This window comes from Kribbella speibonae (assembly GCF_004331375.1).
GTDB lineage: Bacteria > Actinomycetota > Actinomycetes > Propionibacteriales > Kribbellaceae > Kribbella > Kribbella sindirgiensis.
Genome location: NZ_SJKC01000006.1, coordinates 112,574 through 124,718, shown reverse-complemented (window position 1 = coordinate 124,718; position 12,145 = coordinate 112,574). Strand labels below are relative to the sequence as shown.

General features: G+C 69.2%; 11 protein-coding genes. 5 read left to right on the top strand and 6 right to left on the bottom strand.

Translation table 11 applies throughout. The features are described from left to right. Positions 1–32: 32 nt before the first annotated feature. A complete protein-coding gene (locus E0H92_RS35015; protein WP_131466706.1) occupies positions 33–584 on the bottom strand; it encodes a hypothetical protein in 552 nt (183 codons plus the stop codon). A gap of 249 nt (positions 585–833) precedes the next feature. Here E0H92_RS35015 and E0H92_RS35010 point away from each other — a divergent pair, with 249 nt between their 5' ends. Beyond that, on the top strand, positions 834–1,511 hold the full coding sequence (locus E0H92_RS35010; protein WP_130386963.1) for a Crp/Fnr family transcriptional regulator: 678 nt from the start codon (positions 834–836) through the stop codon (positions 1,509–1,511). A gap of 202 nt (positions 1,512–1,713) precedes the next feature. Here the strand turns inward: E0H92_RS35010 and E0H92_RS35005 are convergent, their stop codons facing one another. The 5 genes from E0H92_RS35005 to E0H92_RS34985 form a co-directional block, all read right to left on the bottom strand. Further along, positions 1,714–2,649: a type IV toxin-antitoxin system AbiEi family antitoxin domain-containing protein gene (locus E0H92_RS35005; protein WP_131466707.1), complete on the bottom strand. Its 936-nt coding sequence runs from the start codon at positions 2,647–2,649 to the stop codon at positions 1,714–1,716. Between the two features lie 143 nt (positions 2,650–2,792). Continuing rightward, entirely contained in the window at positions 2,793–3,557 is a 765-nt protein-coding gene (locus E0H92_RS35000) for an MBL fold metallo-hydrolase (protein WP_131466708.1), read from the bottom strand. Continuing rightward, entirely contained in the window at positions 3,554–4,372 is an 819-nt protein-coding gene (locus E0H92_RS34995) for an NUDIX hydrolase (protein WP_131499273.1), read from the bottom strand. The genes E0H92_RS35000 and E0H92_RS34995 overlap by 4 nt, the downstream gene beginning before the upstream one ends. Positions 4,373–4,402: 30 nt before the next feature. After that, positions 4,403–4,864 (bottom strand): RidA family protein, encoded by a 462-nt coding sequence (locus tag E0H92_RS34990; RefSeq protein WP_131499272.1) that lies wholly within the window; start codon positions 4,862–4,864, stop codon positions 4,403–4,405. Then, entirely contained in the window at positions 4,861–5,022 is a 162-nt protein-coding gene (locus E0H92_RS34985) for a Sp36 family protein (RefSeq protein WP_130386959.1), read from the bottom strand. Before E0H92_RS34985 ends, E0H92_RS34990 begins: the two co-directional genes overlap by 4 nt. A gap of 50 nt (positions 5,023–5,072) precedes the next feature. Between E0H92_RS34985 and bagA the strand changes: the two genes are divergently transcribed. The 4 genes from bagA (at position 5,073) to E0H92_RS34965 (ending at position 12,127) form a co-directional block, all read left to right on the top strand. Then, on the top strand, positions 5,073–6,023 hold the full coding sequence (gene bagA, locus E0H92_RS34980; protein WP_131499271.1) for an ATPase BagA: 951 nt from the start codon (positions 5,073–5,075) through the stop codon (positions 6,021–6,023). Further along, positions 6,020–7,138: an ArsA family ATPase gene (gene bagB / locus E0H92_RS34975; protein ID WP_131499270.1), complete on the top strand. Its 1,119-nt coding sequence runs from the start codon at positions 6,020–6,022 to the stop codon at positions 7,136–7,138. Before bagA ends, bagB begins: the two co-directional genes overlap by 4 nt. A 94-nt stretch (positions 7,139–7,232) precedes the next feature. Further along, complete coding sequence (gene lon / locus E0H92_RS34970; RefSeq protein WP_131499269.1) at positions 7,233–9,584, top strand: endopeptidase La; 2,352 nt, start codon at positions 7,233–7,235, stop codon at positions 9,582–9,584. Positions 9,585–9,715: 131 nt separating this feature from the next. Next, the gene (locus tag E0H92_RS34965) at positions 9,716–12,127 is read left to right on the top strand and encodes a penicillin-binding protein (RefSeq protein WP_131499268.1); all 2,412 of its coding nucleotides are present in this window, start codon (positions 9,716–9,718) and stop codon (positions 12,125–12,127) included. The last annotated feature ends 18 nt before the right edge of the window (positions 12,128–12,145 follow it).

Here is a 12,145-nt window from a genome sequence, read left to right as displayed (position 1 = left end):
ACGTCCGCCCGCCGACAGCCCGCGCCGCCCGGCTAGGACGTCGGCAACGGCACGACGACGGCGAGATGGCTGCCGTTCCCCAGCGGCCGCGGCACACCGACCGCCTCGTGCCGAGCCGCCAGGTCGTTCACGACTCCGACAGTCAGCGCGAGGTCCACAACTGCCGTACCTTCAGGCGCCAACTCGGTCTCGGCGTCGTCGGGCGGGTTGTTCCCTACGTACCGCGCGAAATCCCGGTAGACGTGCCAGCACGCCAGCGCGATCTCAGCCCGTCCGGGTTCGGTACGGCGTACGCGCAGGTCGCCGTACGCGGCCCAGTCGGTGTCGGCCATCCAGAGCTTCGTGCGACCGCCCTGCTTGTTCGCCAGCAGGTCGGGCAGCGCTTCATCGGCCCTCTTGGTGAGGAAGTACTGAATCGCGGAGACCTGATCGCGGTCGGCCGCCCGAACGGCCGGAATCCAGTCGGTCGCCCACTGCTCGCCGGCGCCCACCTTGTCCTGCGCGTACTCGATGGCCTCCTCGAGCCGGCCTTCCCCGACCAGGGTCCGAAGGATCCGCTCGCCGTTGTCCCGCTTGTCGTCCATTTCGCCCCCTCGTCCGCCAATCCTCCAGCAGGGAGCGGGGCAGCGGCGCGGTAGTCGGCGGGTCGGGGGTTACCGAGGGTGCTGAAGGGCACACTGTGTGGTGCTCCGGCGAGTCGAGGCGAGCCTACATGGCGGTGCCGACACCGGAGGAGCTACGGTTTTGGGGCGACCGGGTGTACACATATCGGTCGACGGACGTGGCGGATCCCACGTTCGTAGTCGTGGTCGAAGGTCCTAGGAGGCCCAGAAGTGGATGCCGCAGTGCTCCGACAGGCACCGCTGTTCAGTCAGCTCGACGACGAGGCGGCCGACGCCCTGGCCGCGTCGATGACCGAGAGCCGGCTGCGCCGCGGTCAGGTGCTGTTCCACGAGGGCGATTCCGGTGACCGGCTGTTCGTCGTGGTCGAGGGCAAGGTCAAGCTGGGCCGTACCTCCGCCGACGGCCGGGAGAACCTGATCGCGGTCCTCGGCCCGGGACAGATGTTCGGTGAGCTGTCGCTGTTCGACCCGGGACCGCGGTCCGCGACCGTCACCGCCGTCACCGACGCCCAGCTGATGTCGCTGACCCACGACGAGCTGCTCCGCTGGCTCGACGGCCGCCCGGCGGTCGCCCGCGGCCTGCTGCTGCAGCTCGCCGGCCGGCTCCGCAAGGTCTCGGACGTAGTGGCCGACCTCGTGTTCTCCGACGTACCGGGCCGAGTCGCGAAGGCCCTCCTGGACCTCGCCAGCCGCTTCGGCCGCACCGCCGACGACGGCGTCCACGTCCACCACGACCTCACCCAGGAAGAGCTCGCCCAACTGGTCGGCGCCTCCCGCGAAACCGTCAACAAGGCCCTCGCCGACTTCGCCTCCCGAGGCTGGGTCCGCCTGGAGCCCCGCTCAGTAGTCCTCCTAGACGTAGACCGCCTCCAACGCCGAGCCCGCTAACCCCCACCGCCCGCCACCCCGCCCGCGCCGCGCGCCCCGCGCCCGCACCTCGCGCCGGCCCGCACCCCCGCACGCCCCGCCCGCCCGCTGCGCGAACCCTCCAACTCGGTGGGCATCCCCTCAGTTGGAGGGTTGCCCACTGAGAATCTCAGGGGGCAACGCTGCATCTCAGGGGGCAACCCCGGGAGCCACGCGGCGGGAGTCACGCGCGGGCGAAGGCGCGGCGGATGTGTGCGATGAGTTGCTCGGGGTGGTTGAGGTCGGCCCAGGTGACGCGCACGACCTGCAGTCCGAGGGCGCGGAGCCGGTCCTCCCGGAGCTTCTCCCGGATCAGCGTCTCCCGCGCGCCGTCGCCGTACTTGAGTAAGCCGTCGAACTCGACGACCGTCCGCTCGGCCGCGAAGAAGAAGTCCACCCGCCCGATGAAGCCGGCGGCATCGTCGAACACGGCCTGGAGCACCGGCGTCGGCAGCCCGTGGGTGTGCAGGAGCACTCTCAGCCGCGACTCGCCGACGGACTCCGACGACGGATCGCTGAACTTCAGGGCCGCTCGCGCCGTCGCGCTCCCGGTCCAGAACTCGGTGACCTGAAGCAACCTTTGTACGACGGCCTCGTTGATCGGATGATCACGCCGTACGGCGTCCGCGCTGACCACGGCCGCTTCGAAGGACGACGTACACCCCATCTCGAACAGGGCCCGCGGCACCGTGGTCGCGGGCAGACCGGCCACCACGGTCAGGTCCGCGTCGGTGAGCTTGCCGCGATGGTGCCGAACGCCGGCGATCCGGCCGCCGCGGTGCCGGTCGAGACGGCTGACCTGGACTTCTGCGAGGTCAGGGCCCCACAGCGGTACGCCGTGCAGCGCCAGGGCGGACTGATGGCTCACGGCAACGGTGCTGGGGCGCATCGAGTTCATCACCGCGTGGACGAGGCGGCGGTGCTTCAGAAGGTCCCGGTCCCACGGCTGGAGCAGGCCCAGCTCGACCGCTTCGGCGTACTGCCCGTAGCGGATCCGCTCCCAGCGGCCGTCCTGGATCCGGTCGTGGATCTGCCCCCGGGTGTAACCGCAGTCCGCGGCCTGACGACGGCTGTACACCCCGCCTTGCTTCTCAGCGAGCAGCTTCAACTTCGGATTCATCCACCAAGCATGGGGCGATCCACCCCGCCCGCGCTGCCGCTTGCCACCGCCTGTGGATAACTCCGCTCAGGGGGCATCCCCTCAGTTGGAGGGTTGCCTACTGAGAATCTGAGGGGGCAAGGCGGTAGCTCAGGGGGCAACCCCTATTTCAGGTAGTCGAGTTGGGCGCGGACTGAGCGTTCGGCGGCGGGGCGGAGGGGTTGGGGGACGTCGGCGTAGACGTGGGCGACGATCGACTCGGGGGTGGTGTGGCCTTCGGATAGGGCGGTTCGGACTTGGTTCAGGCGGTCTTGGCGGTGGTCCAGGTAGTACGTGAGGACTGCGGTGGGGTCGTCGATGACGGGGCCGTGGCCGGGGAGTAGGCGGAGTACGTCGGCGGGGGAGGTTGCGAAGGCTCGGAGGCGTTCCAGGGAGTCGAGGTAGGGGCCTAGGGCACCGTCCGGGTACGCGACGACCGACGTGCCGCGGCCTAGGACGGTATCTCCGGTGAGGAGGGAGCCGTCCTGGGGTAGCCAGAAGCAGACCGAGTCGAGGGTGTGGCCGGGTGTCGGGAGGACCTCGATCCGGAGGCCGTCGGCGGTGATCACGTCGCCCTCGGACAGGCCGTGGGCGTGGTCGGTGGGGATGCGGAACTCGGGATCCACCGCGCGTACGCCGCAGCCGGCCTGGTTGGCGAACCACGCCGCGCCCTCGGAGTGGTCCGGGTGCTTGTGGGTCAGCAGTACGACGGCGACCTTGCCCGCCGCGTCCAGGACCGCGCGGAGGTGGTCCTCCAGCATCGGGCCGGGGTCGACGACCACCGACTGTTCCGCGTCGGGGGCGCGGAGGATCCAGGTGTTGGTGCCCTCCAAAGTCATCGGGCCGGGGTTGTCGGCCCGCACCAGGGTGGCGTACTCGGTGACGTTCATTGGGTCTCCAGATAGGCCTGGTCGCCGTCGACGCGCACGGTGGGCATGATCGCCCGGATCTCGCGCTCGCCGGCCGCGTTCAGGATCGCCGCGACGTCGCCGTACTGCGAGAGTTCGTGGCAGCAGATGTACGTCGGGGGCAGCATCAGCATCTCGCCCGCGTCGACCGAGGTGACCGCGTCCGCGGGGCGGATCCAGGTGACCTGGTCGGACTCGCTCGTGACGTCGCGGGTGACCTGGCCGGCGGGGAGCGCGGCGACGAAGAACGCGGTGTCGTAGCGCTTGGGCTCGAATTCTGGGGTGATCCAGTGCGCCCACGGGCCGAGCAGGTCGGCGCGGAGGACCAGGCCGCGGCGGTGCAGGAACTCGGAGAAGCCGAGTCCGCGGGTTTCGAGGGCGACCCGGTCGGCTTCCCAGTCGGCGCCGGTGGTGTCGCCCACCACGGCGTCCGGGGTTGGGCCGGCCAGCAGTACGCCGGATTCCTCGAAGGTTTCCCGTACTGCGGCCGCGACGTACGCCGCTGCCGTGTCCGCGGAGCAACCGAGGCGCTTGCCGAACCAGTCCGGCGACGGCCCTGACCAGGAGTCGGCGACCGTCGAGTCTGTCGCGTCGACCCGCCCACCCGGGAAGACGGTCATCCCAGCAGCAAACGCCATCGTCCGCTGCCGCCGCAGCAGGTAAACCTCCGGTCCGGCCGCCGCAGGGATGGGGGGTGTGTTGCGGAGGAGGATGACGGTGGCGGCGGGGCGGGCGGAGGTTGGGGGGCGGGTGCCGGCGGCATGCTCGAGGGCTGCCTCGAGCATGCGGCCGGTCATCCGTTGCGACTTCAGGTCCCGCACGAGGGTTTAGCCGACCTCGACGATCAGTTCGATCTCGACCGGGGCGTCGAGCGGGAGGACCGGGACGCCGACGGCGCTGCGGGCGTGCTGCCCGGCGTCGCCGAAGACCTGGCCGAACAGCTCGGAGGCGCCGTTCGCGACCTGCGGCTGGCCGGTGAAGTCCGCCGTGGAGGCGATGAACGCGACCGCCTTGACGATCCGCTTCACGTTCCCCAGGTCGCCGATCTGCGCCTTGACCGCGGCCAGGGCGTTCAGCGCGCACTGCTGGGCGCACTCACTGGCGACCTCGGGCGTGACCGCGTCGCCGACCTTGCCGGTGGCGATCAGCGTGCCTTCGCGCAGCGGCAGCTGGCCGGATGTGTAGACCAGGTCACCGGTCCGGACGGCCGGGACGTACGCGGCGACCGGCTTGGCCACCTCGGGCAGCTTCAGGCCGAGCTCGGCGAGCTTCTCCTCGGGGTGGCTCATTTGTCCTCGATCTCCCGCTTGAAGTAGGCGACCAGGTTCTCCGGGTTCATGCCCGGGACGACCTGGACCAGCTCCCAGCCGTCCTGGCCGAAGTTGTCCAGGATCTCCTTGGTCGAGTGGACCAGCAACGGCGCGGTGAAGTACTCGAACTTCTTCATAGAACGGGACTCTAACGGTGTGGTGTGGACCACGCCCTACCCTGGGACCTATGGCGCGACTGCACGTGGTGACCGGCAAGGGCGGCACCGGGAAGACCACCGTCGCGGCCGCCATGGCGCTCGCGCTGGCCGAGCAGGGGAAACGGATCCTGCTGGTCGAGGTCGAGGGCCGTCAGGGTCTCGCCCAGCTCTTCGACGTACCTCCCCTGCCGTACGTCGAACGCCGGATCGCGCACGGCCCCGGCGGCGGTGAGGTGTTCGCGCTGGCCGTGGACGCCGAGGCCGCGCTGCTGGAGTACCTCGACATGTACTACCACCTCGGCCGCGCCGGGAAGGCGCTCGAGAAGGTCGGCGCGATCGACTTCGTCACCACGATCGCCCCGGGACTCCGCGACGTACTGCTGACCGGCAAGGTGTACGAGGCCACCCGCCGCAAGGTGAACGGGAAGCTCGCGTACGACGCCGTGGTGGTGGACGCCCCGCCGACCGGGCGGATCGCGCCGTTCCTGAACGTGAACACCGAGGTCGCCGGACTGGCCAAGGTCGGGCCGATCCGCAACCAGGCGGACGCGATCATGGGGATGCTGCGCTCGGACATCACCCGGATCCATCTGGTCACGCTGCTCGAGGAGATGCCGGTCCAGGAGACCCTCGACGCGGTCGGGCAACTGGAGGCGCTGGACCTGCAGATCGGGTCGATCGTGGTGAACCTGGTCCGGAACAGTCCACTGGACGACGACGCACTGGCCCTTGCGGTGAAGGAGAAACTGCCCATCGCCGAGCTGACCAGGGGTTTGAAGGCGGCCGGGCTCACGATCGGCGACGACCTGGTGGAGACGCTCGCCGGCGAGGCGCACGACCACGCGATCCGGGTCGGGCTCGAACGCGAGAACCGCGACCGGATCGATGCCCTGGGCAAACAGGTGACGGAGCTGACGCTCCAGCCGGACGGGATCGACCAGGGCGTCCTGCTCGACCTGGCTGAGGAGTTCCGGGCATGAATCTGGATCTGGATGCGTTGATCGACGACCCGGACACGCGGATCGTCGTGACCTGTGGGTCGGGCGGTGTGGGCAAGACCACGACGGCGGCCGCGCTCGGGCTGCGGGCGGCGGAGCGGGGGCGGAAGGTCGTCGTACTCACGATCGACCCGGCCCGGCGGCTGGCGCAGTCGCTGGGGCTGACCGAGCTCGACAACACCCCGCGTGCGGTGGCCGAGGTGAACGCCGCGAACGGCGGCCGGCTGGACGCGATGATGCTCGACATGAAGCGCACGTTCGACGACGTCGTGCTGCAGCACGCGACGCCGGAGAAGGCGGAGCAGATTCTCGCGAATCCCTTCTATCAAGCGCTTTCCTCGTCGTTCGCCGGTACGCAGGAGTACATGGCGATGGAGAAGCTCGGGCAACTGCACAAGCAGGCCGAGCGGACCGGCGAGTGGGACCTGATCGTGGTGGACACTCCCCCGTCGCGGTCGGCGCTGGACTTCCTGGACGCGCCGGAGCGGCTGGCGTCACTGCTCGAAGGCCGTTTCCTCCGGCTACTGCTGGCGCCGGCGCGCGGCCCGTTCAAGCTGATGTCGGCCGGCGTGAACATGGCGATGTCGGTGCTGAACAAGGTCCTCGGCGCCCAGGTGCTGACCGACGTACAGACGTTCGTGGCGGCGTTCGACACGTTGTTCGGCGGGTTCCGGCAGCGGGCCGAGCAGACGGTCGCGCTGCTCCGGGAGCCGCACACCTCGTTCCTCGTCGTAGCCGCGCCGCAGAACGACGCGCTCCGGGAGGCGTCGTACTTCGCGGAGCGGCTGCGGGCAGAGGGAATGCCGCTGGCCGGCGTCGTGCTGAACCGGGTGACGAACACGCAGGCGCCGGAACTGTCGGCGGAGCGGTCACTCGCCGCGGCCGAGAAGCTGGAGGAAGCGGACAAGTCGCCGCTGACGGCCGCCGTACTGCGGTTGCACGCGGACAAGATGCAGCAGGTCGTCGGCGACCACAAGCGGGCCGAACGGTTCCGGCGAGGTCATCGCTCGATCCGGATCGTCGAGGTGCCCGCACTGGCCGACGACGTCCATGACCTGACCGGTCTGCGCCGGATCGGCGAGCTGCTCACCGCCTGATTTCACCGTCAGCGAACACCTGAAGCGCCGGGAATTACTTGCTTACACCCGTGGTTGAGCCCATCAGACTCAACTTGGAAAAGGGTGTGACAGCGTGACCGATACGTTGAATCTTCCGGTACTGCCGCTGGACGACGTCGTGGTCCTGCCGGGAATGGTCGTGCCGGTCCGACTCGCCGACAGCGAGGCCCGGGCGGCGATCGACGCCGCGCAGGCCGCGGGTTCGGACCAGGTCCTCCTGGTGCCGCGGCTGGACGGTAAATATGCCAAGGCCGGGGTGCTCGGTGAGATCGAGCAGATCGGCAGGCTGCCGGGCGGTGCCCAGGCGGCTGTGATCCGCGGGGCCCAGCGGGTCCGCATCGGCGCCGGGACCACCGGCCCGGGTGCGGCGCTCTGGGTGGGCGCGACGGTGATGCACGAGATCACCGACGACCGCTCCGTCGAGCTGGCCCGCGAGTACAAGACTCTGACCACCTCCGTGCTGCAGCGTCGCGGCGCCTACCAGGTGATCGATTCCATCAAGGGCGTCGACGACCCGGCGGAGCTGTCCGACCTGGCCGGCTACGCGTCCTACCTGAACAACGAGCAGAAGTCCTGGCTGGTCGAGAACGCGAACGTGTCCGAGCGGCTGGAGAAGCTGATCGGCTGGGTGAAGGACCACCTCGCCGAGCTCGAGGTCTCCGAGACGATCCAGAAGGACGTCCAGGAGGGTATGGAGAAGCAGCAGCGCGAGTTCCTGCTGCGCCAGCAGATGGCCGCGATCCGCAAGGAGCTGGCCGAGCTCGACGGTAAGGCCGAGTCCGAGGAAGAGGACTACCGGGCCCGCGTCGAGGCGGCCGACCTGCCCGAGCACGTGAAGAAGGCGGCGCTCTCGGAGGTCGACAAGCTGGAGCGGACCTCTGAGCAGTCTCCCGAGGTCGGCTGGATCCGGACCTGGCTGGACACCGTCCTCGAACTGCCGTGGAACGAGCGCACCGAGGACAGCTACGACATCCGCGAGGCGCGGGCCGTGCTGGACGCGGACCACGCCGGTCTGGACGACGTGAAGCAGCGCATCACGGAGTATCTGGCCGTACGGCGTCGTCGCGCGGACCGTGGTCTCGGTGTCGTCGGCGGTCGCCGCAGTGGCGCCGTACTGGCCCTGGTCGGTCCTCCTGGTGTGGGTAAGACCTCGCTGGGTGAGTCCGTGGCGCGTGCGATGGGCCGGAAGTTCGTCCGGGTCGCCCTGGGCGGTGTCCGCGACGAGGCCGAGATCCGTGGCCACCGGCGTACGTACGTCGGTGCGCTCCCGGGCCGGATCGTCCGGGCGATCACCGAGGCAGGCTCGATGAACCCCGTCGTACTGCTGGACGAGATCGATAAGGTCGGTGCGGACTACCGGGGCGACCCGACGGCCGCGCTGCTGGAGGTCCTCGACCCGGCACAGAACCACACCTTCCGGGACCACTACCTGGAGGTCGAGCTGGACCTGTCCGACGTGGTGTTCCTGGCCACGGCGAACGTGCTGGACTCCATCCCGGCGCCGCTGCTGGACCGGATGGAGCTGGTGCAGCTGGACGGGTACACCGAGGACGAGAAGGTCGTCATCGCCCGTGACCACCTGCTCCCGCGTCAGCTGGAGCGGGCGGGCCTGACGGCGGACGAGGTGACCATCGAGGACTCGGCGCTCCGGGTACTCGCGGGTGAGTACACCCGGGAGGCCGGCGTACGGCAGCTCGAGCGGTCGATCTCCCGCGTACTGCGGAAGGTGACGGCCAAGCTGGCTCTTGGTGAGGACCTGGGCAGCCTGACGATCGGTGGGACGGGTCTGAAGGAGTACCTGGGGTCGCCGAAGTTCACACCGGAGTCGGCGGAGCGTACGGCGCTTCCGGGTGTGGCGACCGGGCTGGCGGTGACCGGTGCGGGTGGTGACGTGCTCTTCGTGGAGGCGTCGCTGGCCGACAAGGAGACCGGCCCGACCGGGGTCACGTTGACCGGGCAGCTGGGTGACGTGATGAAGGAGTCGGCGCAGATCGCCCTGTCGTACCTGCGCTCGCACGGCGCGGAGCTGGGGCTCCCGGTCGGCGACCTGGCCGAGCGGAACGCACACATCCACGTGCCGGCCGGTGCCGTCCCGAAGGACGGACCCTCGGCGGGTGTGACGATGACGACGGCGCTGGCGTCGCTGCTGTCCGGGCGGCCGGTCCGCTCGGAGGTCGCGATGACCGGTGAGGTGTCGCTGACCGGACGGGTGCTCCCGATCGGCGGGGTGAAGCAGAAGCTGCTCGCCGCGCACCGGGCCGGGCTGACCACGATCCTGATCCCGAAGCGGAACGAGCCGGACCTGGACGACGTACCGGCGTCCGTGCTCGCGGAGCTGACCGTGCACCCGGTGAGCGACGTCCGTGAGGTGCTGGAGCTGGCCCTGGAGCCGGCCGAGGTGCAGGCACACCAGTACGCCGCGTAACGACGTACCGGACGAGGCCCCGAGCGATTGCTCGGGGCCTCGTCCTTTTGGATGAACTTTGTCCAGACAGAGTGACCGAACTCACAGCCGCAGCGGTAACCCGAATCAGCGGTCACGTAGTCTTAACAACCATGCGCGTCAGGGAAAAGGGCGACCGGGGAGTCGTCCAATCTGTGGTTCTGTTCCTAGGGGTGAGCGTGCTGTCGGGGGCGTTGGCCGCCGGTCTCGCCATCCCGTTCGCCGGCCTCGCCGGATTCACCACGGAGAAGACTTCCGACACGCTGCAGGACCTGCCGCAGCAGTTCGACGAGGTGCCGCTGAAGCAGAAGAGCACCATCCTGGCCGCCGACGGGTCGGTGATCGCCACGCTCGCCGAGCAGAACCGGGTCCCGGTCAAGCTCAAGGACGTCGCGCCGATCATGCAGAAGGCGATCGTCGCGATCGAGGACGACCGTTTCTACGAGCACGGCGCGCTGGACGCAAAGGGCACGCTGCGCGCGCTGCTGCAGAACCAGTCGTCGGGCTCGGTGCAGCAGGGTGGTTCGAGCATCACCCAGCAGTACGTGAAGATCAGCCTGGTGGAGAAGGCGAAGACGCCGGCCGAGGTGGCCGCGGCGACCGCCGACACCTACCAGCGCAAGGTCGCCGAACTGCGCTACGCGATCGCGGTCGAGAAGCAGTACTCGAAGAACGAGATCCTGGAGAAGTACCTCAACCTCGCCAACTTCGGCGACGGCGCGTGGGGGATCCAGGCCGCCGCGCAGCACTACTTCTCGGTGAACGCCTCCCAGCTGACGCTCCCGCAGGCCGCGATGCTGGCCGGCCTGGTGAAGAACCCGACCGGCTACGACCCGACCAACAGCCCGAGCCGCGCCAAGGAGCGCCGCGACGTGGTGCTGCGCCGGATGCTGCAGCTGAACGTCATCTCGGTCTCCCAGGCCAACTCGGCCCTGAAGACCCCGGTCATCGACCCGAACAAGGTCCGCCCGAACAAGCTCGGCTGCGCGAACGGCCCGTACCCCTTCTACTGCGAGTACGTCGTCTCGCTGCTGGAGGACAACCCGGCATTCGGCAAGACCAAGGCCGAGCGCGCCAACTACATCAAGACCGCGGGCCTGACCGTCAGGACGTCCCTGGACCGGAAGATCCAGGCCGACGCGCAGCGGTCCATCGACACGCACTCCCAGACCACCGACCAGGCGGTCGCGGCGATCACGATCGTCGAGCCGGGCACCGGTCTGGTGAAGGCGATGGCCCAGAGCCGCGGGTACGGCAGCAAGCGCGGGCAGACGTCGTACAACTACAACGTCCCGAAGAGCTACCCGGGCGGGTACGGCGGCTGGCAGAACGGCTCGACGATGAAGGCGTTCACGATCGCGGCGGCGATCCAGAAGGGCATCCCGCTCAACTACAAGATCAACTCGCCGAGCCCGGTCCACCTCGAGGGCCAGACGTTCAGCACCTGCGACGGCCCGTACAAGATCACCAAGCCGTACGACCCGAAGAACTCGACGCAGAACGTCGCGGTCCCGAACATGATCCAGGCGGCGCAGAAGTCGACCAACACCTACTTCCTGCAGCTCTCGCAGCGCACCGGCCTGTGCCCGATCGCCAAGATCGCCGCGTCCCTGGGTCTGTACCAGGCCCAAACGGGCGAAGCGCTCCATCAGGTCCCGTCGATGACGCTGGGCATCGACAACATCTCGCCGCTGCAGCTGGCGAACGCGTACGCCGCCTTCGCGGCCCGCGGGATGTACTGCCAGCCGTGGCTGATCACCGCGGTGAAGGACTCGGCCGGCAAGGCCGTGAGCATCCCCGGTGCGCAGTGCAAGCAGGCGCTGTCGCAGGAGGTTGCCGACGGCGTCAACGCCGTACTCCACCAGGTCATGGAGACCGGCGGTACCGGCAGCAAGCTGAAGTTCGGCAAGAGCGACCTCGCGGGCAAGACCGGAACCATCAACGAGGCCAAGGCCGTGTGGTACGCCGGTTACTCGTCGAAGCTCGCCGCGGCCGCCACGGTGGCCGACGCGTCCCCGCCGTACCACGAGCTGCAGGGTCAGACCCTGAACGGCAAGAAGATCAACGACCCGTCGGGTTCCGGCACAGCCGGACCGATCTGGGAGGCCGCGATGAAGGCCGCCCTGCAGGGGCTCCCGACCACGCGCTTCGTCGCGCCGTCCAGCGTCGTCCAGCGCGGCAACGTGAAGGACCTGCCGTTCGTGAACGGCATGAACCCCGAGGACGCGGCGAACAAGCTGCGGCAGGCCGGCTTCGAGGTCGCGATCGCCTCCGGCACGGTGAACTCCGAGGAGACCGCCGGCACCGTCGCGTACACGGATCCGCGGCAGCGCGACGGCGCCCCGGACGGCTCCCTGGTGACGATCTACGTCTCCAACGGCAGCAAGAGCAAGCCGACAACGCCGACGAACACGACCAAACCGCCGGGCACGACGAAACCACCCGGCACCCCGACCACCCTCAACCCCAACTGCCCACCGTGGAACCCGAAATACCCCAACTGCGGCGGCCGCGGCCAAGGCTGACAGCACTGAGGGCCTCGT

Coding starts and splice junctions, on each gene's coding strand:
- E0H92_RS35015 (WP_131466706.1), bottom strand. CDS start 584: ATGGACGACAAGCGGGACAACGGCGAGCGGATCCTTCGGACCCTGGTC.
- E0H92_RS34995 (WP_131499273.1), bottom strand. CDS start 4,372: ATGACCGGCCGCATGCTCGAGGCAGCCCTCGAGCATGCCGCCGGCACC.
- E0H92_RS34990 (WP_131499272.1), bottom strand. CDS start 4,864: ATGAGCCACCCCGAGGAGAAGCTCGCCGAGCTCGGCCTGAAGCTGCCC.
- E0H92_RS34965 (WP_131499268.1), top strand. CDS start 9,716: ATGCGCGTCAGGGAAAAGGGCGACCGGGGAGTCGTCCAATCTGTGGTT.
- bagA (WP_131499271.1), top strand. CDS start 5,073: ATGGCGCGACTGCACGTGGTGACCGGCAAGGGCGGCACCGGGAAGACC.
- E0H92_RS35000 (WP_131466708.1), bottom strand. CDS start 3,557: ATGAACGTCACCGAGTACGCCACCCTGGTGCGGGCCGACAACCCCGGC.
- bagB (WP_131499270.1), top strand. CDS start 6,020: ATGAATCTGGATCTGGATGCGTTGATCGACGACCCGGACACGCGGATC.
- E0H92_RS34985 (WP_130386959.1), bottom strand. CDS start 5,022: ATGAAGAAGTTCGAGTACTTCACCGCGCCGTTGCTGGTCCACTCGACC.
- E0H92_RS35005 (WP_131466707.1), bottom strand. CDS start 2,649: ATGAATCCGAAGTTGAAGCTGCTCGCTGAGAAGCAAGGCGGGGTGTAC.